Raw genomic sequence first — 25,540 nt, forward strand, 5'->3', positions numbered from 1 at the left:
CTCGCTAGGGCTGCGCATCTTACGCTTTCCTATTTTTTTGTCAACACTTAATTTTGTTAAACTTGAAAGTTTTTAAAACTAAGTTTTACTCAACTCACTGAGTAGCTTGTGCCTCGCTATGCGTTGCGCTCTGCCGTCTCAGTGGGGTCGCATTATAGGGAGATCCGAAAACAGATCAACCCTTTTCTGAAGAAAACTTGAAATAAATGACTGTTCGCGTGAAATTGAAGCAAAGTGGTTACTTTAAACACTAAAAAGGCCCTTACGGGCCTTTTTAGTTAGTTTACGATGAGTTTCCAACCGAGTTTACTTTGCAATTTAGACTCTTGTTGTAGCTCACTAGCCATAAGAGGGTGTTCTTTTAACCAGTTATTGGCAAACTTTAAGTCTAAGGTGTCTTTTTCTACAGATAACTCTATTTTAGGAAGTACGTCGTCTTGTCGGCGCATCGATAATATTACGGCAATTCTTAATAACCTAACTAAGTATTGGGTAAGTGTACTATGTGCACCTAGAGCGTCGAAGCTGCCTTTTTGAATATCGGAGCGATGTGCATTAGCAACAGCTGCAATCACTTTATGTTCAGATTGTGAAAAACCTGGCATATCGGTGTTTTCTATAATGTAGGCTGTGTGCTTGTGATATTGCTTGTACTCTATTAATAAACCAATTTCGTGTAGTTGTGCTGCGGCTTTTAAAAGCGGCAACGCATTTTCACTAACAAGCGGCCAGCTTTCACCTACTTGTTCTGCCAGTTGAATAACTAAGCTCGATACACGATTAGCTTGCTTTTGATCAACATGGTAACGGTCCATAAACCCATCAACGGTGCGTTTACGAATGTCGTTGTTATGAAGCTCGGGCACCATACTGTAAAGCACACCTTCGCGAAGTGCACCGCCAGCTAATCCCATTTTTTCAATTTCAAGCGATTCAAATAGCGCAATTAAGATAGCTAGGCCAGATACAAAAACTAATCTACGCTCTTCGCTTAGACCAGGTAAGTCTAGTGCAGCGATAGTGCTAAACGTTATTGATTGCTCTTTTATTTTATTTAGCTTTTCTAGGGTGAGTAGTTCATCTAAGTGTTGCGCAACCATTATTTCTTGAATGGCTTGCACTGTGCCAGAAGCACCCGATGCAATTTGCCAACCTGCTTGTTTATACTCAGGGGCAATTTCATCAATAACTTCGTGGGCAGCTTTGATGGCAGCGTTAAAGTTTGCTTCACTTAATTGGCAATCTTTAAAATAGCGTTCTAAATAAGTAACACACCCCATATTTAAGCTTTTATAGTGCAGTGCCTCAAAACCCTTACCTATAACGACTTCGGTACTTGCACCACCAATATCAATAACTAGCTGCTTGCCAGTGCATGATGAAGTGTGTGCTACGCCTTTATAAATAGTGCGTGCTTCTAGCTCACCACTTATTACATTAATAGTATGGCCTAAGATTTTTTCGGCTTGTGCTTTGAAAACATCGGCATTCGTCGCAAGACGTAATGTGGCCGTTGCTACTATGGTTATATTTTGTTTTGGAATGTCTTGTAGGCGCTCAGCAAAAAGTGCAAGGCACTCCCAGCCTCGCTGCATTGCCTCAGTGCTTAATACGTTATCTTTATCAAGCCCTGCGGCTAATCTTACTTTGCGTTTAACGCGGCCTATAGTTTGTAGGCCGCCAGCAATTGATTTAGCAATAAGCATATGAAAGCTATTTGAGCCTAAATCAATGACTGCATACACATTTTTTTGCGGTTTAAATTGCCCCACCGTTCAAAAACCTCTAGTTACTACTACGTACAGTAACGGCCGAGTTACGACCGTCCTTTTTGGTAACTATTATTTGGGCGACGTCCGTTATTATTACTACGATTACGTGGGCCTGTAGAATAGTTGCGCTTTCTTTGAATAGTAGGCTTTGTTAAATCATCTAGCAATGCGGTTTTATCATAATGTGATAAAGGAATGCTGTGCTCTATATACTCTTCTATTTCATGCAGGTTATAAGCGTACTGCTCACATGCAAAGCTAATTGCATGGCCTGATGCGCCCGCACGACCTGTACGGCCTATACGGTGAACGTAATCTTCACAATCATCTGGCAGGTCAAAGTTAAATACATGACTTACCTCAGGGATATGTAGCCCACGTGCTGCCACATCGGTTGCCACTAAAAAGTCTAATTCGCCTTTGGTGAATTGCGCTAATATAGATTGGCGTTTTTTCTGGTTTACATCGCCAGTAAGCATACCTACCCGGTGGCCATCGGCTTTTAACCAAGCATACACTGTTTCACAGCTGTGCTTTGTATTGGCAAACACAATGGCTTTCTCAGGCCATTCTTCCTCAATTAAAGTTAATAGCAGCTTAATTTTATCTTCTTGAGAAGGATGAAATAGCTCTTCTTTAATTCGCTTACCTGTTTTAACGTCTGGCTCGATTTGAACGTGCTCAGGGTTGGTCATATGTTCAAAGGCAAGTTCTTGCACGCGATAAGAAAGCGTGGCAGAAAATAATAGATTTAATCTATCTGCTGTATCTGGCATACGGCGGAACATGTAACGAATGTCTTTTATAAAGCCTAAATCGAACATACGATCGGCTTCATCAAGCACAACTACCTCAATTTCATTAAGGGTGTAACAGCCTTGCTTGTACAAATCGATTAGTCGACCTGTAGTACCAATTAAAATATCAACGCCTTTTTCTAATTGTGCACGTTGTTTTTCGTAATCTTCGCCACCATATACTAAACCTAAGTTAAGATTACAGTGCGGCGCTAAAATTTTAGCATCTTTGTGTATCTGAATCGCAAGCTCCCGAGTCGGGGCCATGATCAGGGCTCTTGGATGTTTACTAGGTGCTTTGCTAGATTGTAATAACCGATGGCACGTGGCAGTTAAAAACGCCAACGTTTTGCCCGTACCTGTTTGTGCTTGGCCCGCGATATCGCGTCCGTCACAAATAAAAGGTAGGCATTTTGCTTGAATGGGTGTGCAATATTCAAACCCACTTTCGGTTAAACCGGCAACCACTTCCGGTGCGATAGCAAAGTCTGAAAACTTTTTATCGGTCAAATGTGTCTTAGTCATAGCGTTTAAGCATAACGTTTAAACTTGCAATAAGAAACAAGAGTGTTTAAATACGCACTAAATATTTCGCCTAACTAAATCGGAGAGCGCAATGAGCGAGAAAATAATCCAAATTACTGACGATAGCTTTGAAGCTGACGTATTACAATCAGACAAGCCTGTACTAGTAGATTTTTGGGCTGAGTGGTGCGGACCTTGTAAAATGATCGCCCCTATCCTTAATGAAGTAGCTGATGAATACGAAAGCCGTGTAACAGTTGCTAAATTAAACATCGACCAAAACGCGGGTACACCGCCTAAATTTGGTATTCGTGGTATTCCTACTCTGCTTCTTTTTAAAGACGGCCAAGTAGCTGCAACGAAAGTTGGTGCGCTTTCTAAAACTCAACTTATTGAGTTCTTAGAAAACAATATCTAAGTAAAAATTAAAAAAAAGGGCGTTTTTGCCCTTTTTTTGTGTTTATTTTGTATAAAGACTGGACGCTATGCCAGTGAACTGCTAGTTTATAAAGCCAACTAATCCTTAGTTATATTCAACAAACCTCACTCAACTATCAAAGCGATTTTGAGTATGACAATTGTAATAAAGAACCCACCAATATGCATTTACGCGAATTAAAAGACAAGTCTATAAAAGAACTTGTAAACTTAGCTGAGTCCATGGGGCTCGAAAACGTAGCCCGCTTAAGAAAGCAAGATATCATTTTTGCCATTCTTAAAGCACACGCCAAAGGCGGAGAGAACATCTTCGGTGGCGGTGTACTAGAGATTTTACAAGATGGTTTTGGTTTTTTAAGATCATCAGAAGCATCTTACTTAGCTGGCCCAGATGATATTTATGTATCTCCAAGCCAAATTCGCCGTTTCAGCATGCGTACTGGCGATTCTATTTCAGGGCTTATTCGTCCACCTAAAGATGGCGAACGCTACTTTGCTTTATTAAAAGTAAATGAAGTTAACTTCGATAAACCTGAAAACTCTCGCACTAAAATTCTTTTTGAAAACCTTACCCCACTACATGCAAACGAACGTTTTCGTATGGAACGCGGTAACGGCAGTAAAGAAGACATTACCGCTCGTGTACTTGATTTAGCATCTCCAATTGGCCGTGGCCAACGTGGTTTGTTAGTAGCACCGCCTAAAGCGGGTAAAACAATGCTACTGCAAAACATTGCACAATCAATTACTCACAATCACCCAGATGTTACATTAATGGTTTTACTTATTGATGAGCGTCCGGAGGAAGTAACCGAGATGCAACGCCTCGTTAAAGGTGAAGTTATTGCATCAACGTTTGATGAGCCAGCTTCTCGCCACGTACAAGTTGCAGAAATGGTTATTGAAAAAGCAAAACGTTTAGTTGAGCACAAAAAAGATGTGGTTATCTTGCTTGATTCAATCACCCGTTTAGCGCGTGCTTACAACACTGTTATTCCTTCATCAGGTAAAGTACTTACCGGTGGTGTTGATGCTAACGCATTGCACAAGCCTAAGCGCTTCTTTGGTGCTGCACGTAATGTTGAAGAAGGCGGTAGCTTAACGATTATAGCTACAGCTCTTATCGACACGGGCTCTAAAATGGATGAAGTTATCTACGAAGAGTTTAAAGGTACCGGTAACATGGAACTACACTTAAATCGTAAGATTGCTGAAAAGCGTGTATTCCCTGCCATCGACTTTAACCGCTCTGGTACGCGTCGTGAAGAACTGCTTACTAAGCCAGATGAGCTACAAAAGCTGTGGATTTTACGTAAGATTGTTCATGAAATGTCAGAGATTGATGCAATGGAATTCTTAATTGATAAGCTTTCTATGAGCAAAACGAACGATGAATTCTTCGATTCGATGAAACGCCAATAAGCGCGTTTTCGTTATATAAAAAAAGCGCCTAGGGCGCTTTTTTTATGTTTAAACGACTAATACCAATCGGCTTAGATATTTAGCCTTTCTAGCATACTAAATAAAGCGTTAATGGCGTTATAAATTTCTTATGTAGAGCAACTTCGTGTCAAAATTCACGCCTTATTACCACTCTATTTATCTGTCGCTATAAATGTCTAATAACCTAACACGATTGGTATAATTAACTCTCGTTATATTTTTTAAGTACACGCTGTAATTCATCTACAAGCTTTTGAATGTGTTCTTTACTTTGGCTTTGTTTATTGAGTAAAGCCATATCGAGATTTTTAGCAGCTTTGGCAATATCGTCTAACGCAAACATTTGCGCAGCACCTAAAATACGATGGCTGTCTTTTTGTAGTGCCTCTAGGTCATTACTATTATGGTGCTGACTTATGGTTTCGCTTTCAAACGTGAAGCTTTGCTTAAAACTTGTTACTAAGTCGCTCATGTCTATCTTAGCTGTATAGGCTGCCTCTTGTTTTGCTTCACTTAAATGCTGGGCAAGGGTGTTATAAAACGCGTTTTTATCTAATGGCTTACCTAAATACCCTGTAAACCCTAGGGCAAGATAATCATCAACTTCATGGCTCATTGCATTGGCCGTTAAAGCAAAAATAGGCGCTTGAAAGCCGCACTGTTGCAACAACGAAAACGCAGCACGCCCGTCCATAATAGGCATTTGTATATCAAGCAGCACGAGGTCTGGGTATATTTGTAGGCACTTCTCAACCGCTTGCTCGCCATTTTCTACCGCAATAACTTCAAGCCCCATAGAACGTAAATAACGACTTATGAGTCTGCGATTGTCGGGATGATCCTCAGCCAAAACTACGCGCCCGGTTAACTGCTTAACCTGTTCAGCGGCGCTTACATGTTCGTACTCATCTGGCTCTTTTTTAACTTCTATACAGGGTAAAAACAGCGAAAACTGACTTCCGCGCTTAAACTCACTTTGTACGCTAATGTAGCCGCCCATCATAGAGGCTAACTGTTGAGACAAACTAAGCCCTAACCCGGTGCCACCAAAGCGGCGACTAATACTGTTATCGGCTTGGCTAAAGCATTCAAATATTTGTTTTAGCTGTGATGAATTCATGCCAATACCGGTGTCTTTCACTATAAAAACAAGCCCTTGCTCGGTTTTGTTTAAAGACACAACTACCTGCCCCGCCTGAGTAAACTTAACGGCATTAGCACATAAATTAATGAGTATTTGCTTCACCCGCATTAAATCAAGCTTGGTATAAAACGCATTGCCTACATGGTTATCAAAACGAATTTGTAAATGCTTCGCCTTAGCCTGCGTAATAAACATGGCATGTACATCGCTAACTAGCTGCACTATGTCAAAGCACGAAATATTAAGCTCTAATCTGTTTGCTTCTATTTTACTTAAATCGAGTACGTCATTAATTAAACTTTTTAAGTGATCGCTATGTCGTTGAATTATTTTTAATTCATCTTGTAGGTTTTCAGGCTCGTACAAACCATTAATTAAATCATCTGTTTGGCCTAAAATAGCGGTGAGCGGGGTTCTAATTTCATGGCTAATATTTGCCAAAAACTGGCTTTTAACATCATTTGCTTCTCGCAGCTCTTGGGCAATAGCTTGTAGCTCTGCTGTACGCTGCGCGACTTGTTCTTTTAATAACTGCTTGGCACGCTTTTCGGCGCCCCGACGATAAAGCGCGGTGCCCGTTACAATTACTAAAAATAATAAAACAAAAATAAAAACCGTAAGCTGCGAGCGTTGGCTCATTTTTAACTTTTGTACTTTTCGTTCTTGCTTCAGCTTTTGAATTTCTTGATTTAACTGAGTAGCTTTAAATTGATTTTGTAATACAGCTAAGGCGCTGGTAATTGTTTCGCTATTTATACCGCGCTGCTCTGCTACAAACTTTTCGTGCAGAGTTAATGCCTCAGCGTAGTTGCCTTTGCTTGCCTCTAGGAGCGAGCGTGTACCAAAAGCATCGCGCTTTATACGCACACTATTATATTGTGTGGCCAAATCGGTTGCTTTATCTAAGCTTTTTTGCGAATCAGCAAGCTCGCCTCTCACAAATTGTATTTTAGCCAATGCATGTAAGGCGTTAAGCTCTAAACTGTGATTAGCAATTTTAAGGGCATTTTGTACCCCCAATTTAGCTTGCTCGTAGGCAACATCCACATTATTAAGAATTAAATTGATGTTTGCTAAATTAGTATATTGGGTAGATAACTTATTATAATCATTGGTAGAAATATAATAGCGCAGTGCCATTTGGTAATAATGCAGCGCTAAATCAAATTGCGAACTTTCGTAGTAAGCAACCCCTAAATTATTGTTAACTTGCGCTATGCCGCTGGTATCAGCTAATTTTTGATAAACTTTAAGTACTTCTTTATAAAATAAAATGGCGCTTTCGTAACGCGATAACCTTATGTACACCCCTGCTATATTTAGCAAAATATCAGCTTGGTCTTGAGCACTGCCCTTTTTCTCATAAATCTCTTTTGCTTTTAAATAATATTCGAGCGTTAGCTCCATATTATTCATTTCGAAGTACGCTAAACCAATATTACTTAGCAGGTTTGCAAGCTCTACTTGCTTATTGTTTTTTTCAACAATCACCATGGCGCGGCTATATTCAACAATAGCTTGCTGAAAATATCCCTGAAAATAAAACACAACGCCTTGCATTTTAATGGCTCTAAAGTGCATATCTGGTAGGTAGTTTAAGGAAGTGTGCTGTTCTAATTTTTTAAAATACAGCAGGGCATTTTCAAAATCATCTGAGGAGAAGGCTAAATCGGCAAGTTCAGAATACACACTGACCTTTTGGGATTCTGTGATATTTTTTGCTTCAAGCAGCGCATTACCGAGCGTGAGTTTTACGTCCCACTGCTGCTCTTTTTTAAATTCATCAAATAAAGATACACTATTTTGAGCAAAGCTTGGCAGTATGAACACACAACATAAAACAAATAAAAGGCACTTCAATTTGCCTTGCATAATATTATTCCTTCAAACTTTAGCTTTAGTCAGTGTAATCTTTATTGAAGATACACAACAAAACGAGTGCAAACAATGCTTAACCCCCTGATTGATGAGATTTTTGAGCTACTTTTAACTCAGCGTGTTTGGAAAGTTCATACCTTAGCTGCAACACTCGCTCAACAAGGGGTGTTACCACCTTTAGATGCAAACCCTGAGCAAAATTTATTTAAAAAGAATTTTTTAATTATGAATGCTTTATTTGAGCTGCAAACACAGCTATTACCCAAGCACTTAATTATATCGTCATTACATATTGAACTTGTAGAGCCAAGTAGCAATGTAGCAACACAATCCCATTTAAAAGGTTACTATTTAAACTGGGAAAACTACGACACCAGTGCCAAAGACATAGAGGCATTATTAGATAGTTTTTGGCAGCAATTTAACCCACTAATAAAGCAACCAGTTGGGCAAATTGAGCCATTACTTAAGGCTTGGCAACTACCGCCAAACTTTAGCCTGGCTATGCTACAAAAGCGCTGGCGGCAATTGGCATTAAAACATCATCCCGATAAGCAAACTGGGAGTGCATGTAAATTTAGACAAATAAGAGCCGAGTATGAGCAGCTAAAGCTAGCTGCTCAAAACAGGTAATTAACGGGTAAGGCGACGGGCACGAATTTTACGTCCTTTAATATTGCCCTCGGTTAATTTACGTAGCGCAGGTTTTGATGCATTGCGCTCAACGGCTACAAAGGCAACGTTATCGAGTACATTTATTTTACCTACTTGGCGTCCTGCAACACCATCTTTGCCAGTAAGTGCACCTAAAATATCACCAGCGCGCACTTTTTGCTTTTTGCCCGAGTCGATCATTAGGGTAACCATTTCAGGCTTGTAAGGCGGCTTTTCTAATAAACTAAAAGCAGGCATTGGCTCTGGCAAAAAGTCTCGTTCGTAATGGTCGCCTATTTGCGCCACTTTAAACTGCTCAGCCTCACCGTAAATAGAGCATGCAATGCCTTTTTTACCCGCTCGGCCTGTGCGCCCTACACGGTGTACATGGGTTTGTGGGTCGTGTGCTAAGTGGTAATTTATTACCATGTCCATGTCGTCAATATCTAAGCCACGCGCGGCAACATCGGTAGCAACTAATATTGAGGCACTTTTATTAGCAAAATGAATTAACGTACGCTCGCGATCACGCTGCTCTAAATCACCGTGCAACGCCACTGCGCTAAAGCCTTCACTTGCTAAATCATCACAAACTTGTTGTGTTTCTACCTTGGTATTACAAAAAACAACACAACTTTGTGGTGTAAATTTAAGTAGTAATAATTTAAGTGTTGAGTAGCGCTGTTTGTTGTTATCCATTTTGTAAAAGTATTGCTTTATTGTGCTTTTTTCTTGCTCTTCTTCTACTTTTATCATCTCTGGATTTTTTAATACGCGCTTTGCAATAGCTTCAATTGCACGCGGAAAGGTAGCACTAAATAACAACGTTTGACGATTTTGCGGTATACACTCAATAATTGCATCAAGGGTATCTTGAAAGCCCATATCAAGCATTTGATCTGCCTCATCAAGTACTAACGTTTCAACATCGTCTAAACGCAGTGTACCTTTGCGAATATGATCGTCCACTCGCCCAGGTGTACCCACAATAATGTGCGCGCCATGCTCAAGCGAGCCTATTTGTGGGCCAATAGAAACCCCGCCACACAAGGTTAAAATTTTAATATTGTGAATACCGCGGGCAAGTTTGCGCATTTCTACCGCCACTTGCTCAGCCAGTTCGCGCGTAGGACAAAGTACAAGTGATTGAATACGAAAACGTTTTACATTTAATTTAGCTAACACACCTAAACTAAAAGCAGCTGTTTTACCTGAACCGGTTTTTGCTTGCGCAATAATATCTTTACCTTCAAGTACAGGTGGCAGGCTTTGCGCTTGTACAGGCGTCATTTGCGAGTAGCCAAGTGTTGATAAATTATCAACTAAACCAGCAGGTAAAGCCAAAGATGAAAATGCAGTAGAAGTCACAATAAATTCCAAAATAATAAAAACAACACAGGGCTTAGCCCCAAAATATGGCTCTATAATAGCAGAATTCAGTTTAGGCAACCATTAATACCCGATGTGCATTATTTTACGATGCGTTAATCCTTGTTAATAAAAAAGTTGCAAATGATACTAGTTTTCATTAAGATCCTCGGAAAATTTTAACACCCTAACACTGGATGTAATTGATGAAACTAAACTCACTGTACGTAGCACTTGTTGGTGCCATTAGCACAAGCGCCTTTGCCGCACCTACTGACTTAGAGCGAATTGAAGTTAAAGGTAGTTATTTTAACGACTACAAAGTCGACAACGCCAACGGAGCAATGAGAACATCAGCGTCATTGTTAGAAACAGCGCAATCGGTAACGGTTATTAGCGATACAATAATTAGCGAGCAATTAGCAACGACCCTTGGCGAAGTACTTACTAACGATGCAAGTTTAACTGCCGGCTCTCAACAACGTAACCGTGAAGTATTTAACTTACGCGGCTTTGAACTTAGCTCTTCAACAGGCTACTTACGCGACGGACACCAACATTGGTCTCACTACCAGCAACCGATTGAAATTCTACAACAAGTAGAAGTTATTAAAGGTCCATCAAGTATTTTATACGGACAATCAGGCCCAGGTGGCTTGATTAACATGGTGACAAAAAAGCCTACGGCAACTACATTATTTAACGCCAGCGCAGATGTAGACCAACACGGCTCTACCCGCTTTATGCTAGACGCAGCTGGTGCACTTACCGACGCTGAAGATTTACGTGCACGCGGTATTTTAGTAAAACAAGATGTTGATTACTGGCGCGAATATCAAAACGGCGAAAACCGTGAACGCGACCGTTTTTTAGGCGCTGTAATTGTTGATTACGATTTAAGTGACAACGCATTAGTACGCGTGCATTACGACCGCACAGACGACAAAGCAGGCCTTGATACAGGTGCATGGATAGATGACAACGCTAATGTGATTGGCGATGACAAAACCATTCGCGATATGTCTTGGGCGTTTACCGACATAACGGTAGAAAACTTAGGCGTAGATTTTGAAGTGTACTTAAACGATCACTGGCAAGTTAAGCTTGGTTACAACGAGCAAACATTTGAGCGCCAGCGTTTTGAGTCATCTCCTAGTCGAAATTCTTACATCTCACAAACGAATACATACACTTCGAACCCATACGATCGTTTTGATGATTGGCAATTCACCACTGCATTTATTGATTTTATTGGTGAATTTGAAACGGCTGGCATACAACACCAATTTCTAATCGGTGCGAACTCGCTTGACTACTATTATGGTCAACTACGCACATCTGCTGATTCATTTAGTTTTACAGCAGGCCAAAATGAACCTGCCCGCCCAGATGTCAGCTATAAAACTGATCTCACTAAAAGCGAAACTGAATATGACTACTACGGTGTATACGCCCAAGATTTAATTACTTTTTCACCACAATGGCAAGTGTCTGTTGGCGGTCGCTTTGATAAGCAAACACGTGAAGGACAAAATAACGAGTCGTTTTTGCCTAAATTCGGCGTACTTTATCACCCGAATGCATCTGCAACTATTTATGCCAGTTATACAGAAGGTTTTGAGCCACAAAACGAAACCATTACTAACGAAGAAGATATCAACTTTGGTATGAAAATAGATGCTGTCACCTCTGAACAAAGAGAGCTTGGTATTAAATGGCAGCTATTTGATGAGCGTTTAATGCTTAGCGGTGCTATTTTCGATATAAGTAAAAATGGAACCTTAGTTACAGAACAACTTGAAACACCTATCGGCTCAATTACCACTGAAACAAACCAAGTTGGTGAACAGCGTCATAAAGGTTTTGAGATGGCAGCACAAGGTGCAGCAACTGACCGTTTATTTGTTATGGCATCTGCAATGTATTTAGATGCTAACTATGAAAGAGCGAACGAAAATCTACAAGGTAAACGACCTACCGATGCCCCTAAATGGTCTGCATCACTTTGGACACGCTATGAGTTAAACGACACCATTGCGTTTAATGCCGGTGCTTTTTATGAAGGTGAACGCTTTGCAGATAGCGATAATTCTATTACCAAAGATGCCTATACACGTATAGATGTTGGTGCAACTTATAAGTTTAACATGAGTAACACCGATATAAATCTTCGCCTTAACGTTGAAAATCTATTTGATACTGATTACTTAGGTGGCGGCGGTAATGGTAATGTAACTATTGGCGAAGGCACCAATGTACGCCTAGCAGCTCAATTTAGCTTTTAAGTTATAAAACTTATACTTATAAAGCCCGCACAATAATAATTGTGCGGGCTTTTTACTGCCTATTAAAAACACCACTGCATTCATCTCATCTATTTTTTAAAGCCTTTAAAAAGTGCTCTAATACACTTAATTATAAAAAGGCTTACTCTATATGAAAAAAATTATTACAGCGCTACTAATGACTAGCAGCCTCAGCGTTAGCGCAAACAATGCAGAATTCACCACAACGCAATTACAACAGGTTGATGAGGTGCGCAGTGCTGCGCTTAAAAGCCATTTGAGCTACGAGCTACTCGAGTCACTCACAACAGAAGTTGGCCCTCGCTTACCCGGCACTGAAAACGATAAAAAAGCAGTAGCATGGGCTAAAGCAAAATTTAACGAGCTTGGTTTTGATAAAGTATGGCTTGAAGAAGCAACATTTCCAAAATGGCGCCGTTATAGCGAAAGCGGAAAAATACTCACCCCAAGTGAGCAACCTCTGCATTTAACTGCGCTGGGTAATAGTGTAAGCACACCCGATGATGGCATTAGTGCACCGGTTGTGTTGTTTGAAACATTGGATGAGCTAATTGCAGCACCAGCAAATAGCTTAGAAGGTAAAATTGCCTATATTAATTACCGCATGAACCGCGACATAGACGGCAACGGTTACGGCCCTGCAGTAAAAGCACGTGCCACAGGCGCAATTGAAGCTGCAAAAAAAGGCGCGGTTGCTTACATGATGCGCTCAGTGAGTACAGCTCACCATCGCTTTGCTCACACTGGTGGTAGTTACTATAAAGAAGGGGTTAAAAAAATACCTAACGTAACCATTGCCAACCCGGATGCGGATCAAATAGCGCGCTTAGTGGCCTTAAACAAAAAGGTAATGGTTAATATAAATGTACAAACACAAAGCCTAGGAGAAGGCACAAGCTATAACGTTATAGGCCAATTTAATGGCACCGAAAACCCAGAACAATATGTGTTAATTGGCGGCCACCTAGACTCGTGGGATTTAGGCACTGGCGCATTAGATGATGGTGCAGGTGTTGCGCTAACAATGGCTGCGGCTAAACACATTAGCGATGTTAAACGCCCTAAGCGCAGTATTCGTGTTGTACTGTTTGCAGCAGAAGAACTTGGGCTTTGGGGTGCAAAAGCTTACTTTGCACAACATAAAAGCGATTTACATAATATAGTTGCAGCTGCTGAGTCGGACTTTGGCGCCGATGTAGTATATGGTTTTGAGTCAAATGTTAATGCGGCTTCTCTGCCAGTAGTACGTGCCATAGCAAAAGAGCTGGCTGCGTTAAACATTGAGTACATTGGTAAAAACCAGGCTAACGGCGGGCCGGATTTAATCCCCTTAAAAAAAGCGGTGTCGGCACCTATATTTGAGTTGGCCCAAGATGGCACTGATTACTTTGATTACCATCACACAGCTGATGACACACTCGATAAAGTAACGCCTGCTAAACTGCGCCAAAATACCGCTGCCTATGCTGTATTTGCGTTAATGGCAGCAGATGCCAAAACAACAATTCAGCCGAAAACGTAGGCTAACTAATAACTGACATACTTACTTACAGTTTGTCGCTTTAATAAACGCACTCCTTGTTTTACCTTTATATAAATTAAATAAAACAAGGAGTGTGCGGGCATGTTGCTTTTCAATACGAGTCAGTCGTTTCCTCATTTTGCACAAACACAGTGCTGCCCTAACTGCCATAGCCGCGCCTATCATTTAATAAACCAAAGTCGTTTTTTACGCTTTACGGTTATTCCTGTTCTACCTCTAGCGCTAAACTATAAATGCGAATGCTATCAATGCGGCCATAATGCGCCTGTAAAATTAAAGCAGTTACCGGTGTTTGAAATTTTCACTCTACCTAAATACTTTATAGGGGTATTTTTAGCGTTATGGGTGGGGTTATTTTTTTACCAACAACACGCTGCTGCGCAAGCGCAAAAGCAAAGCTACTTAACTAACCCTAAAGCCTACGATACGTATTTAGTACACGCTGATAAATTTACTCATGAGCCATGGACACTCACCAACTTAAAAGTTGCGCAAGTTTTAAGTTTTGACGAGCAGTTTATTACGTTTCAAGTAAGTAACTACAGCTATAAGCGCAACAAAGGCATTACTACTGCAATGCGTACCAGCTTATTAGTACAAAGAGGTTACTTCTCAGATGACAAAATTACTTTGCCTCGTAGCAAAGTAAAAAGACTTTATAACGACGGGGTGATTTACGACGTACTGCGCCCCTCAGCAAATAGTTTATATGGTGGTTTTGTAATGTTTCCGCCAAAACCAAAACCGCTATATAAAGGCTTAAAGCTCGACAAAAATAACCAACAGGGCATTACGTATTTTAAAAACGGACAGTATAGCGATGCGCTTGAGAGTTTTACTCTAGCCGCAAATGCCGGCTCGCAATGGGGGCAGCTCAATCTTGCGCAAATGTACCGAGATGGACAAGGCGTGACTCAAAATGTACAAACAGCAAAACATTGGTATGAGCAGGCAATAGCGCAAGGTAATAGCAAAGCGAAAATAGAATTAGAGGAAATGTGCGATAAAGCAAACTGCAAATAAAAAATGGCCAGTTAAACTGGCCATTTTCAATCTTCGTTCATACTTATAATTAGAAAGTCATATGCTCACCTAAAAAGTTAAGTACCTGCTTGTAGTAGCGCGTTCTGTGCTCTGCTTTATAAAAGCCATGCCCTTCATCTTCAAGTAACTCGTATATGTAAGGATGGTTTTCTTTTTTTAGCGCTGCAACTAAAGACTCAGCTTGCTCAATTGGTGCTCTCTCATCTTGCCCACCATGTACAATTAAAACTGGCGCTTTAAGCTTGTCTATGTTGTAGCTAGGTGAAAAACGCTTTAACAGTGCCTCATCAGTACCAAGCGCGCTTTTAAGATAGCGCTGTCCACGGTCACGTTCAGAGATATCGCCTTCTTCAAACATTAGCGGTAAATCGTACACCCCAACTACACCAATAGCACACTGAAACATATCAGGTTCTAAAATTGCACTTTGTAGTGCCGAATAGCCACCAAAACTTGCGCCCATTATACAAATATTATCTTTATTTACAGTGCCTTGCTCTATTAAGTATTTTACACCGTCAATAATGTCGTATTGTATTTCGGCACCCCATTTTTTATGTCCGGCATGTTCAAAGTTGCGGCCAAAGCCACCAGAGCCTCTAAAGTTAACTTTTAGTACTGCAATGCCTCTACTGGCTAATAGCTGAGCTTCGCTCTCATAGCCCCACCAATCTCTTGGTCCATGAGGCCCACCGTGGGGCATAACAACTAAAGGTAAGTTTTTCTCATCAGTATTATTAGGGATGGTTAAATATCCGTATATTGTTAAGCCATCACGCGCTTTATAATTTACAGGTTTGGTTATAGCCATTTCACTTGGCTTGATCCAGCTTTTAGTCGCAAACAAAAAGCGTAAGCTATTCTTTTTGGCATCATACAAGTAGTAACTGCCAGGGTTAGTATCGCTTGACGCAAAGATAATACTCTTCTCACCATCTTCAGTACTACTAACAAGCTGAACTTGCTGCCCTTGAAGCGACTGTATTAATGCCTTTAAGCGCTCACTTTTATGTGAATTATTTATAAAAGAATAGGCAGGATAGCCAAGCTCATTTTCAATTGCGAATAATTCTTTAGAAACTTCATCTACCCACACTTTTTTTGGAGAGACCTGTGGTTCTTTATGTAAAAGCTCAAACTTTTTGCTCTCTAAATTTAGTTTATAAAGCCCCTTTGCTTCGCCATTTTCTGACGCTGTAACATAAACAGAAGCACCGGTACTATCAAACGCATGGAGGCTAATATCAGTGTATTTTAACTCTCCTAAATCAAGCTGTTGCCATTCACCACCTGACTTCTCACGGGTATAAATTTTTTGATTAATATAATCATCGTTTGAAACAGCAACACGCACATTACCATCATGGTCTGTTAAAAAGCCTGCCATTTTTGATGGTGAGCGAGCGACTCTTTTTCGTTTTCCGCTGTAAATATCAACTTCATAAACTATTGTATGCGGCTCATTTGAAGCGCTCCATGGGTAGGTCAGAATCAGCATTTTACGCCTATCATGAATAAGCGGGTCTAGTACATAAGAAGTACCAAGTATGGGTGTCGCTTTTTTTATACGGGTTCCTGTTTGCATTTCACCTTGGTAACCCACTAAATACTTGCCTCGGCTACCATCAGCATTTATACCAAAAAGCTCACCATGATATTCGGGATGGTCTTTCCAACCTTTAATGTACTCTTTGGCCAATACAATTCTTTCATTGTTTACCCAGTAATAATTGCCAACTTGGGCATTATTAGGAAACCTAATTGCATGACTTACTTTAAATGTATCAGTGCTTAGCACCATTAATACATTTTTTCCTTCTGGGCGAGTAATTACAGCTAAGTATTTTCCATCAGGTGAAATTTTCACACCTGCAAACTCTATATCTTTACTAAAGCTTTCTATCGGTACCAAGGTGTTACTTGCTGTAGTATGTGAGCTAAAAATACTGGCCAGCAATAAAGACAGACAAGCCAAAAACTTATTCATTAAAGTTCCTTTTATTTATTTTTGATTGAGCTTTTATGTTACATACTTTTAACAAAAATATACACCATACTTCTTCCCTTTATGTAAACAGGCGTAAATTAATAGGGTTATAAATCTAATGCTTAGGGTTAGTAAGCTTACTCCAAACTAAATGCAGAATAACAATGCATAGCCCTGCTACTACTCCTAGTAATCCGTCAAATATAAGGGGAGCTAATGTTTCGCCGGTGCCATTTAATAACGACTTACCTATGGCTATTACTTCTAATTGCCAATGATGTAGTAGCTCAATACCATGGGATAAAATGCCGCCACCGACTAAAAACATGGCTACTGTGCCGGCAAAGGCTAAAAATTGCATAAGCCTTGGTGCTGCAGCTAATAGCCCCTTACCAAGCATCTCTTTAAATTTATTAGCCGACACCTTTGATTGATTAAGCAAATACAACCCCGCGTCATCAAGCTTTACAATACCGGCTACAAGGCCGTATACACCTATGGTCATTAATACGGCTATAACACATAGTACAAGTGCCTGATTTACAAGTGTGGCACCTGCAACCGTTCCCAAGGTGATCACTATAATTTCGGCTGAGAGAATAAAGTCGGTGCGTATGGCTCCTTTTACTTTTTGCTTTTCATACTCAGCTGGGTCTAATTGCTGCGACTCATCAGCCTCTTTTTCGGGGTGAGGTAAAAACCGAGCAAATACTTTCTCAGCGCCTTCAAAACATAAAAATAAGCCACCGATTATTAGCAGCGGGGTTATTAACCAAGGCAGCCATACACTTATGAGCAATGCACCAGGCACCAAAATGGCTTTATTTAAAAATGAGCCCTTTGCCACAGCCCAAACCACAGGTAACTCACGATCGGCTGTAACCCCTGTAACTTGCTGAGCATTAAGTGCTAAGTCGTCACCAAGTACACCGGCTGTTTTTTTAGTGGCGACTTTACTCATTGTAGCAATGTCATCAAGTAAGGTGGTTATATCATCAAGTAATGTTAAAAGGTTAATGCCTGCCATGTTGCTTCCTAGCTAAAAAATAATGCTATCAACATAGCGTAATCCGTAATTTTCACCAACGGTTAATTTTGCTTTGTTATGCTGATTAAACGCACTGATTTTTATCAATGGCAAACTTACTTAGGGGATATAAATGAAAGCATTGGTGGTTATTTTTACAAGCATGCTGGTTTTATCAGCCTGTAGTAATGAGTCTAAAAGTACCCACTACTTATGCAACGAGCGCGTAGTAGAATTAGCCCACCAAGGAGCGGGGGCAACACTTACTTTAAATGAGCAAACATATACGCTTAATAAAGAGCCGAGCGCATCAGGGGTAAAGTATATTAATGAGCGAGTGCTATTTTGGTCTAAAGCCGATGAAGCGATGTTGATTGTTTCAGGTAATAAATACCACTGCCAACTTCAACAAGCCGACGCCTTATAATTTTGTCGTTCGCGATTTAAACTTTTTCTTTTTTCTCATCGTAATAAATACCCTGTTTTTACGCTATCACTGACTTGGGTGTGTTGAAATTTGCGGATTGAAATTTGTTCAATCTAGGGGCGATTAAGTCGCGGCGCGAGGTTTGTAACCTAGTGGGCTAAGTAAAAACCAAGCAACAATGAGTTTATCGCCCCTAGGCAGAACCCTAAGGGCAGCGCATGTTTGGCATTTATGCTGCGTTATCGCCTATTTATGGGGAATAACCACACTTCATAGGCTCTGCCTTGCCTAAAAGCCAAACACACTGCTGCAAATTCAACCATCAAAGTTCAACACACCCTTAACAACTGCACATGCATTTGTTGTTTAGTTGGGTATAATACTTTCACTTTTTGCTTAGTAGCGGCCTACCATGAAATATAAAGATTTACGTGATTTTATCGATTTGCTTGAAAAAAAAGGCGAACTTAAACGTATTACTCAAGAAATCGACCCGTATCTTGAAATGACCGAAATAGCCGACCGTACATTACGTGCTAAAGGCCCCGCATTATTGTTCGAAAACCCAAAAGGTCACAGCATGCCTGTGCTTGCAAACTTATTTGGTACACCTAAGCGCGTTGCTATGGGCATGGGCCAAGAAGATGTAAGCGAGCTGCGTGAAGTTGGCAAGCTACTCGCTTTTTTAAAAGAGCCCGAGCCACCAAAAGGGATTAAAGAAGCACTAGGGCAAATCCCGGTATTTAAACAAGTACTCAATATGCCGGCTAAAGAAGTTAAAAAAGCACCGTGCCAACAGGTTGTTCTAGAAGGTGACGAGGTAGATTTAGCTAAGTTACCAATACAGCACTGCTGGCCTGGAGATGCCGCTCCCCTTATTACTTGGGGTTTAACTGTTACCAAAGGGCCTTATAAAAAGCGCCAAAATTTGGGTATTTACCGCCAGCAGCTATTAGGTAAAAATAAAATAATTATGCGTTGGTTATCGCATCGCGGTGGCGCACTCGATTTTCAAGAATGGTGTAAAGAAAACCCTGGCGAACCGTACCCGGTTTCGGTTGCATTAGGAGCAGATCCTGCCACTATTTTAGGTGCGGTGACACCTGTGCCAGACACGTTAAGCGAATATGCCTTTGCTGGCTTACTGCGCGGTAGTAAAACCGAAGTGGTTAAGTCTATTTCAAATGACTTACAGGTCCCTGCCAGTGCCGAAATAGTACTTGAAGGCTACATTATGCCTGGCGAAATGGCTCCCGAGGGGCCATATGGCGATCACACTGGTTATTACAATGAAGTTGATGATTTTCCTGTGATGACAGTGACCCATTTAACACACCGTAAAAACCCAATTTACCACAGTACATTTACCGGCCGTCCACCTGATGAGCCAGCTATTTTAGGTGTGGCATTAAACGAAGTGTTTGTGCCTATATTGCAAAAGCAGTTTCCAGAAATCGTCGACTTTTATTTGCCACCCGAAGGCTGCTCTTACCGTATGGCCGTGGTAACCATGAAAAAACAATACCCAGGCCATGCTAAGCGCGTAATGATGGGCGTATGGTCGTTTTTACGTCAGTTTATGTACACTAAGTTTGTTATTGTTTGCGATGATGATGTAAATGCCCGTGACTGGAACGATGTTATTTGGGCCATCACTACCCGTATGGACCCTGCGCGCGACACTACATTAATTGAAAACACGCCAATAGATTACCTCGATTTTGCATCGCCGGTATCTGGGCTTGGCTCAAAAATGGGCATGGATGCAACAAATAAGTGGCCAGGAGAAACCGACCGCGAATGGGGCGAGCCAATTGTCATGGATAAAGCGACAAAAGATCGTGTTGACGAAATTTGGCAAAGCCTCGATATACTTTAAGCACGCTTAGTGAATATAAACAGGCTATAAAATAACCCCGCAGATATGTTAATATTGCTCCACTTAACTGCATATCTGCGTAAACGCTGCTAAAAGGTAAAAAATGCAAACATTAAAAGCTGAAGTTGTTGCCATCAGCCCACTTACAGAATTTGTTCATAAAGTAATTTTAAAGCCTCAACAACCTGTTACGTTTGAAGCTGGCCAATACATGCAACTTGTACTTGGCGAAAAAGACAAGCGCGCATTTTCGATTGCAAGTCGTCCATCGCAATGTGATGAAATAGAGCTTCATATTGGCGCATCTAAAGCCGATTCATACGCAATGCAATCGCTTGAGCATTTGCGTAATGCGCATCAAAATAATACACCGGTAGATATAGAAGCTGGCCTTGGTGTATCGCAACTACGTCTACAATGCGAGCGCCCTATTATTTTATTGGCTGGCGGCACTGGTTTTTCTTATGCAAAATCAATGGCTGATCACTTAGCTGAAATTAACTGCGACCGCCCGGTATTATTTTACTGGGGTGTTAAAGAAGAGTCTGCATTGTATGCTCACAGCGAAATGCAAGCATGGGCAGAGAGTAACGAGCACTTTAAATTTATTCCTGTTGTAGAAAACCCATCTGCTAATTGGCAAGGCCACACCGGGTTTGTACACAAAGCAGTCATGCAAGATATTGTGTCGTTAGAACCTTACGACATTTATATGGCTGGTCGCTTTGACATGATAGGCATTGTCCGTGATGACTTTATTGCTCACGGCGCTGTTCGCGAAAACATGTACGCTGACGCATTCGCGTTTATAAAATAAATTTTTATTTATAATACAAAGGCGCCCCATGGCGCCTTTGTTATTTCTATCAAATTTAAGCTATTAATTGGTATAACCTATTACTTTAATCAGTATAAACAATTTCCTAAATTCCTATCTATAAACCATACTTTGTATAGAACATCAGCGGGAGAGACCCAAATGTTAAATACAAAAGTAAAAGATTTTATGCAACGTAAGTTGCCACACATTACCCCAAATACCGAAATGACCACCGCCATTAGCGAGCTGCAAAAGTTTAACTTATTAGGTGCACCAGTATTTGATGACAATAAATCGCTGGTTGGTTTTATATCTGAGCAAGAGCTGTTAAAACCATTAATGCGAAGCAGCTATTTTTGCGATGGCGTTGTAAAAGTTTCGCAGCTTATGCAAACCGAGGTTGTAACCGTTAATGCCGATACCAACATTATCGAGCTTGCAGAGCAAATGAAAACAGGAAAGCCAAAAAACTACCCCGTTGTTGAGGGTGATACCGTGATAGGGCTAATTGGCCGAAGCGATGTATTAAAAGCACTGTTTGATAATTACGTGAGCTGCCAAACAAAAGTAAGCTAACATAAAAAATGCCGCTAATAAGCGGCATTTTTTGTATTAAGCGTGTTTAACGTGCTGCAGCAAGCGCAGTTAATGCGTTTTTATCGCTGTCGCTTAAAAATGCAATCTCTAAGGCATTAGCTTGTGCCTTATGCATATCGGCTTGTGTTAAACCCGCCTTTGGCGCAGCCACTAGGTATTCATGCTCAATTTCAATGCCCTCTACAGCCGGATCGTCGGTATTTATACACGCTAAAATACCGTGATCTAAAAACTGCTTAAGGGGGTGTTTAGCTAAATCGTTTACGGTACTGGTTTGAATGTTACTGGTTAAGCACGACTCAATACCAATGCGGTTATCGCGCAGGTAGTCCATTAGTTTAGGGTCTTCAATTGCTTTTACCCCATGGCCTATACGGCTTGCACCTAATTCATTAATGGCTTGCCAAATACTCGCTGCGCCCAGCGCTTCACCGGCATGAATGGTAGCGGCCAGGTAAGCGTCTCTTACTTGCTTAAATTGTTCGACAAAAAGCTCTCCCGGAAAACCAATTTCATCTCCGGCTAAATCAATCGCCACTAAATCATTTTTAAAGGCAAGTAATGCGTCAAGCTCCTGCTGACAAGTTTTAACACCGTAAGTACGCGACATAATACCAATTAAGTTTGCTTTAATATTTACGCCTTGAGTAGCCGATTTAATACCATCAACCACGGCCTCAACCACCCCTTGCGGGTGTAAGCCTTGGCTTTGTGCCATATAATACGGGCTAAAGCGAAGCTCTACATAATCAAGTCCCTGCGCTTGAGCATCTTCTATGTTTTCAACGGCAATGCGTCTACAGGCGTCGTAGTCGCCCAGTACCGTTACACCCCAGTCGAGCTTTTGTAAAAAAGCCATTAAATCAGGCTCAGGATCAATAACTTGCACATGAGGGATAAGCGCCTCTACGTTATCAGCAGGTAGCGTAATATTAAACTGTCGACCAAGCTCTAGTATGGTTTGCGCACGTACATTGCCATCTAAATGACGATGAATATCTAGCAGAGGTAATTTTTTATTTATCATAATAGCGACTCGGTTAGGTTAAAATTGCGCGCATGATACGCAGGTACAGTTATTTTTCAAGTGTAGAGCAGTTAAAGTAAATATTAGCGGTCATATGTCTGCTTTTTACTCAAAAAGTGAACAAAATTAGGTTTTTGTTCACTTATTTTGATGAGCTAAGTGATGCCAGAGTGTTTTAAATAAGGTATTTGCTTCAATGGGTTTAGTAATATAATTATCCATACCGCTGGCAACTGCTTTTTTAACATCGTCATCGTGGGCATTAGCAGATAAGCCAATAATAGGTAGGTCAAACAAACCAAGTTCATTACGAATAACTCGCGTGGCTTCAAGGCCATCCATTTTTGGCATTTGTATATCCATAAGCACAATGTCGTAGGTATGCTCTGTCAGCTTTTCAATCGCCTCAAAACCATCATTAGCAATATCAGCAACGCACCCTTTGGTTTTTAAAATAGCGCTCGCGACGTGCTGATTTAATGGGTTATCTTCAACAAGTAATAATTTATAATCTGCAAAAGAAAGCGTACTAACATCTATCTCATCATATTGTTGCTTTATTTGCTCAGCCTTTGGTAGCGGCGAATAAATTGGTAAGCTAAAGGTAAACGTAGAACCGTGCCCTTCGTGGCTTATTAAATCAATTTCTCCACCCATCAACTCTACAAGCTTTTTGCATATACTTAAACCTAAGCCCGTGCCGCCATATTGACGCGAGGTAGAACTATCTGCTTGTGCAAACGGTTTAAAGAGCTGTTTTTGGGCCTCTTTACTAATACCAATACCGGTATCGTTAACGCTAAAGTAAGTCATTTTTTTTGATTGCCACACTTTAAGTGTGATGCTGCCTTTAGCCGTAAACTTAATGGCATTATTGATTAGGTTTAGCAAAACTTGTTTTAAGCGTATTGGGTCGGTGTTGATAACCAAGTTACTTGATTTATCGTAATCAAGCATAAATTCTAGCGACTTTGCTTCTATATCAAACTGCAGTAAATTGGCCACTTCTTCACTGAGTGTGCCTACATCAATTGGCTCTTGAATTAAATCAAGTTTGCCTGCTTCCATTTTAGAAAAATCGAGCACATCATTTAATACTCTTAGCAATACGCCCAGTGCACCATCTGCTTGCTCAATATAGCTGCGAGCTTGCTGCCAATCGTTTTGCTGTAGGGCTAAATAATGCAGCCCTTTAATACCATTAATAGGCGTGCGAACTTCGTGGCTCATATTTGCTAAAAACTGGCTTTTTATTTCATTGGCTTCATCGGCCTTTTGCTTTTCTAAGCGTAAAATTTTTGTTTGTTTTGCTACCTGCTCACGTATACGAATATTGGTACCCGTTACCGATATTAAAAAGGTAATAAGCAGCCAAACAAATAACATGCCGGCGATTTGTGCAAGCCAGTAAACTAACCATGACTCTCGTTGCAGTGGCTGATGTAGCTCCACCTGCCATACCCGCTTACCTACCAATAACTTATAGTCTTTTAACGGCAATAGTTGTTGGTGATCGGCAATAAAAATAGGCTGTGCATTATTCTCTGTTGTGGTGTCTGTAAAGCTCACTGCAACGCCGTTGTTTTGATCAAATAACACCGCGTTTGATAGTCTTTCTAAACTAACAACGGCTACCACAAAACCTTTAAAATCGTCTTCGGTAATATTGTTGCCAAACACCGGATGAAAAAACAACACGCCGCGCTCAGCTGCGTTTTGTACTAAATTTATTGGCTCACTGATCACCAACTCATTTAACACTTTTGCTTTTATTAATGCAGATCGCCTTACCTCATTTGAGGCAAGATCAAAGCCAATTACGTCTTCATTTCCCGACAAAGGATGTGCGTATTGTACGGGGTAGTAAAAATCTCGTGGGGGTGCGGCCTGCCAACTGCCATCTTTTGCTCTTTCTTTTAAGCTATATTTAGCCAGCTCGGTGTTGTTATTAGCCTCTATATACTGAGCTAAGTTTTCACTTGGTAAGTAGGGCACCCACTCAAATGCTAAAATTTCTTCGCTGTAACTAAGCTGCTTAGAAGTAAACTGCTTAAATTCAGTAAAGCTCACATCGTCACTACTAGAAAAAAAGGTCGCCAGTAAGGCGAGGTGTGCTGTTATTTCGTTAATTTTATTGTTGATAGCATCTTGAGTGGCTAATATTTTCAGCTCTTCTTTTTGAATGTTTTTTTCTTTTTTTACACTGGCCGCGCCATAAAAGCTAATACTTATAACCATATAAATTAACAGTGAGGGCAGTATAACTTGTAGGCGATAATTTACCTGTGAATAGTTAAATGCCGCTAGCATAAGCGGAGTAAAAACAAGCACCCCAATACTGTCGCCTATCCACCACGCTATAAACGTATCCCAACCGGCTTGAGACACAATAACGCCATTAAAAATTAATAAGCTGGTGCCTACACCTGCAGCTATAACACAGCACAATGGGCCGGCAACAACGAGACTTTGAATACAGTGCTTTAAAGAAGATAAGTCGAGTGGTGCTTTAATCACTTTAGTGACCAACTGGCTACCTACCCATGCTTGTAAAGTAGCAGCAAAGGTAACAGCTGCAGCATGCATAAATACACTTAATTGAAATATCGCTGAGGCGCTTTCTAAATGAATGAGGTTAGTAAAAAAAGCCCCTAAAACAATACCTAGTAAGCTCTTTCTGCCCCAAATTAAAAAGCCAGCAAGCGCAATCCCTGAAGGCGGCCACACAGCCACTGCGTAGCCATCTATCGCTAATAGTAAATTACTAAAATATCCGGTAAAAAAGTAAGCGCACGCTAAACTTACAGTGACAATGAAAAAGTGTTTCAACCCAATGCTCCCGAATATCAAAGCTGCAAAAGTAT

General features: G+C 40.8%; 18 protein-coding genes. 10 read left to right on the forward strand and 8 right to left on the reverse strand.

Going from position 1 to position 25,540, the window contains the following annotated elements; translation table 11 throughout:
• Positions 1–278: 278 nt before the first annotated feature.
• Positions 279–1,772, reverse strand: coding sequence for a guanosine-5'-triphosphate,3'-diphosphate diphosphatase (gene gppA / locus MSC25_RS17460; RefSeq protein WP_004588955.1), 1,494 nt, complete (start codon positions 1,770–1,772; stop codon positions 279–281).
• A 44-nt stretch (positions 1,773–1,816) separates the two neighbouring features.
• The gene (gene rhlB, locus MSC25_RS17465) at positions 1,817–3,094 is read right to left on the reverse strand and encodes an ATP-dependent RNA helicase RhlB (protein WP_024032051.1); all 1,278 of its coding nucleotides are present in this window, start codon (positions 3,092–3,094) and stop codon (positions 1,817–1,819) included.
• Positions 3,095–3,185: 91 nt separating this feature from the next.
• On the opposite strand from rhlB, the gene trxA reads away from it, so the two are divergent.
• The gene (gene trxA / locus MSC25_RS17470; protein WP_004588957.1) at positions 3,186–3,512 is read left to right on the forward strand and encodes a thioredoxin TrxA; all 327 of its coding nucleotides are present in this window, start codon (positions 3,186–3,188) and stop codon (positions 3,510–3,512) included.
• Between the two features lie 182 nt (positions 3,513–3,694).
• Complete coding sequence (gene rho, locus MSC25_RS17475) at positions 3,695–4,954, forward strand: transcription termination factor Rho (protein WP_004588958.1); 1,260 nt, start codon at positions 3,695–3,697, stop codon at positions 4,952–4,954.
• Positions 4,955–5,177: 223 nt separating this feature from the next.
• Here rho and MSC25_RS17480 read toward each other — a convergent pair whose 3' ends face one another.
• The gene (locus tag MSC25_RS17480; RefSeq protein WP_248444069.1) at positions 5,178–7,991 is read right to left on the reverse strand and encodes a tetratricopeptide repeat protein; all 2,814 of its coding nucleotides are present in this window, start codon (positions 7,989–7,991) and stop codon (positions 5,178–5,180) included.
• A 75-nt stretch (positions 7,992–8,066) separates the two neighbouring features.
• On the opposite strand from MSC25_RS17480, the gene MSC25_RS17485 reads away from it, so the two are divergent.
• Positions 8,067–8,630 carry a DNA-J related domain-containing protein gene (locus MSC25_RS17485; protein ID WP_248444071.1) on the forward strand — a complete coding sequence of 188 codons (564 nt, stop codon included), beginning with the start codon at positions 8,067–8,069 and terminating at the stop codon, positions 8,628–8,630.
• On the opposite strand, the gene dbpA is transcribed toward MSC25_RS17485, so the two are convergent.
• Positions 8,631–10,019: an ATP-dependent RNA helicase DbpA gene (gene dbpA / locus MSC25_RS17490; protein WP_054983733.1), complete on the reverse strand. Its 1,389-nt coding sequence runs from the start codon at positions 10,017–10,019 to the stop codon at positions 8,631–8,633.
• Positions 10,020–10,225: 206 nt separating this feature from the next.
• On the opposite strand from dbpA, the gene MSC25_RS17495 reads away from it, so the two are divergent.
• The 3 genes from MSC25_RS17495 to MSC25_RS17505 all read left to right on the forward strand — a co-directional run bounded on the left by MSC25_RS17495 (position 10,226) and on the right by MSC25_RS17505 (position 14,891).
• Entirely contained in the window at positions 10,226–12,304 is a 2,079-nt protein-coding gene (locus tag MSC25_RS17495; protein WP_029773737.1) for a TonB-dependent receptor, read from the forward strand.
• Positions 12,305–12,455: 151 nt separating this feature from the next.
• Complete coding sequence (locus tag MSC25_RS17500; RefSeq protein ID WP_248444073.1) at positions 12,456–13,847, forward strand: M20/M25/M40 family metallo-hydrolase; 1,392 nt, start codon at positions 12,456–12,458, stop codon at positions 13,845–13,847.
• Positions 13,848–13,949: 102 nt separating this feature from the next.
• Positions 13,950–14,891 (forward strand): tetratricopeptide repeat protein, encoded by a 942-nt coding sequence (locus MSC25_RS17505; protein WP_248444075.1) that lies wholly within the window; start codon positions 13,950–13,952, stop codon positions 14,889–14,891.
• 49 nt (positions 14,892–14,940) lie between these two features.
• Here the strand turns inward: MSC25_RS17505 and MSC25_RS17510 are convergent, their stop codons facing one another.
• Together MSC25_RS17510 and MSC25_RS17515 are read right to left on the reverse strand one after the other, a co-directional pair.
• Entirely contained in the window at positions 14,941–16,899 is a 1,959-nt protein-coding gene (locus MSC25_RS17510; protein ID WP_055255409.1) for a S9 family peptidase, read from the reverse strand.
• 115 nt (positions 16,900–17,014) lie between these two features.
• A complete protein-coding gene (locus MSC25_RS17515; protein ID WP_055255408.1) occupies positions 17,015–17,926 on the reverse strand; it encodes a DUF808 domain-containing protein in 912 nt (303 codons plus the stop codon).
• Between the two features lie 133 nt (positions 17,927–18,059).
• Between MSC25_RS17515 and MSC25_RS17520 the strand changes: the two genes are divergently transcribed.
• The 4 genes from MSC25_RS17520 to MSC25_RS17535 all read left to right on the forward strand — a co-directional run bounded on the left by MSC25_RS17520 (position 18,060) and on the right by MSC25_RS17535 (position 21,628).
• On the forward strand, positions 18,060–18,353 hold the full coding sequence (locus tag MSC25_RS17520) for an MliC family protein (protein WP_024032060.1): 294 nt from the start codon (positions 18,060–18,062) through the stop codon (positions 18,351–18,353).
• Positions 18,354–18,765: 412 nt separating this feature from the next.
• Positions 18,766–20,232, forward strand: coding sequence for a 4-hydroxy-3-polyprenylbenzoate decarboxylase (ubiD, locus tag MSC25_RS17525; protein WP_055255406.1), 1,467 nt, complete (start codon positions 18,766–18,768; stop codon positions 20,230–20,232).
• 103 nt (positions 20,233–20,335) lie between these two features.
• Positions 20,336–21,049 carry an NAD(P)H-flavin reductase gene (fre, locus tag MSC25_RS17530; protein ID WP_004588968.1) on the forward strand — a complete coding sequence of 238 codons (714 nt, stop codon included), beginning with the start codon at positions 20,336–20,338 and terminating at the stop codon, positions 21,047–21,049.
• Positions 21,050–21,211: 162 nt separating this feature from the next.
• Positions 21,212–21,628 (forward strand): CBS domain-containing protein, encoded by a 417-nt coding sequence (locus MSC25_RS17535; RefSeq protein ID WP_004588969.1) that lies wholly within the window; start codon positions 21,212–21,214, stop codon positions 21,626–21,628.
• Positions 21,629–21,674: 46 nt separating this feature from the next.
• Here MSC25_RS17535 and add read toward each other — a convergent pair whose 3' ends face one another.
• Both add and MSC25_RS17545 read right to left on the reverse strand, forming a co-directional pair.
• The gene (gene add / locus MSC25_RS17540) at positions 21,675–22,676 is read right to left on the reverse strand and encodes an adenosine deaminase (RefSeq protein WP_004588970.1); all 1,002 of its coding nucleotides are present in this window, start codon (positions 22,674–22,676) and stop codon (positions 21,675–21,677) included.
• Positions 22,677–22,814: 138 nt separating this feature from the next.
• A complete protein-coding gene (locus MSC25_RS17545) occupies positions 22,815–25,505 on the reverse strand; it encodes a CHASE domain-containing protein (protein WP_248444077.1) in 2,691 nt (896 codons plus the stop codon).
• Between the last annotated feature and the right edge of the window lie 35 nt (positions 25,506–25,540).

This window comes from Pseudoalteromonas sp. 1CM17D, assembly GCF_023161805.1.
Lineage (GTDB): Bacteria > Pseudomonadota > Gammaproteobacteria > Enterobacterales > Alteromonadaceae > Pseudoalteromonas > Pseudoalteromonas atlantica.

What these genes read in the sequence shown, in the direction of transcription:
- ubiD (WP_055255406.1), top strand. Translation starts at nt 18,766, where the DNA reads ATGAAATATAAAGATTTACGTGATTTTATCGATTTGCTTGAAAAAAAA.
- MSC25_RS17510 (WP_055255409.1), bottom strand. Translation starts at nt 16,899, where the DNA reads ATGAATAAGTTTTTGGCTTGTCTGTCTTTATTGCTGGCCAGTATTTTT.
- rhlB (WP_024032051.1), bottom strand. Translation starts at nt 3,094, where the DNA reads ATGACTAAGACACATTTGACCGATAAAAAGTTTTCAGACTTTGCTATC.
- MSC25_RS17520 (WP_024032060.1), top strand. Translation starts at nt 18,060, where the DNA reads ATGAAAGCATTGGTGGTTATTTTTACAAGCATGCTGGTTTTATCAGCC.
- rho (WP_004588958.1), top strand. Translation starts at nt 3,695, where the DNA reads ATGCATTTACGCGAATTAAAAGACAAGTCTATAAAAGAACTTGTAAAC.
- MSC25_RS17500 (WP_248444073.1), top strand. Translation starts at nt 12,456, where the DNA reads ATGAAAAAAATTATTACAGCGCTACTAATGACTAGCAGCCTCAGCGTT.
- MSC25_RS17480 (WP_248444069.1), bottom strand. Translation starts at nt 7,991, where the DNA reads ATGCAAGGCAAATTGAAGTGCCTTTTATTTGTTTTATGTTGTGTGTTC.
- MSC25_RS17485 (WP_248444071.1), top strand. Translation starts at nt 8,067, where the DNA reads ATGCTTAACCCCCTGATTGATGAGATTTTTGAGCTACTTTTAACTCAG.
- trxA (WP_004588957.1), top strand. Translation starts at nt 3,186, where the DNA reads ATGAGCGAGAAAATAATCCAAATTACTGACGATAGCTTTGAAGCTGAC.
- MSC25_RS17515 (WP_055255408.1), bottom strand. Translation starts at nt 17,926, where the DNA reads ATGGCAGGCATTAACCTTTTAACATTACTTGATGATATAACCACCTTA.
- fre (WP_004588968.1), top strand. Translation starts at nt 20,336, where the DNA reads ATGCAAACATTAAAAGCTGAAGTTGTTGCCATCAGCCCACTTACAGAA.
- MSC25_RS17535 (WP_004588969.1), top strand. Translation starts at nt 21,212, where the DNA reads ATGTTAAATACAAAAGTAAAAGATTTTATGCAACGTAAGTTGCCACAC.
- add (WP_004588970.1), bottom strand. Translation starts at nt 22,676, where the DNA reads ATGATAAATAAAAAATTACCTCTGCTAGATATTCATCGTCATTTAGAT.
- MSC25_RS17495 (WP_029773737.1), top strand. Translation starts at nt 10,226, where the DNA reads ATGAAACTAAACTCACTGTACGTAGCACTTGTTGGTGCCATTAGCACA.
- MSC25_RS17505 (WP_248444075.1), top strand. Translation starts at nt 13,950, where the DNA reads ATGTTGCTTTTCAATACGAGTCAGTCGTTTCCTCATTTTGCACAAACA.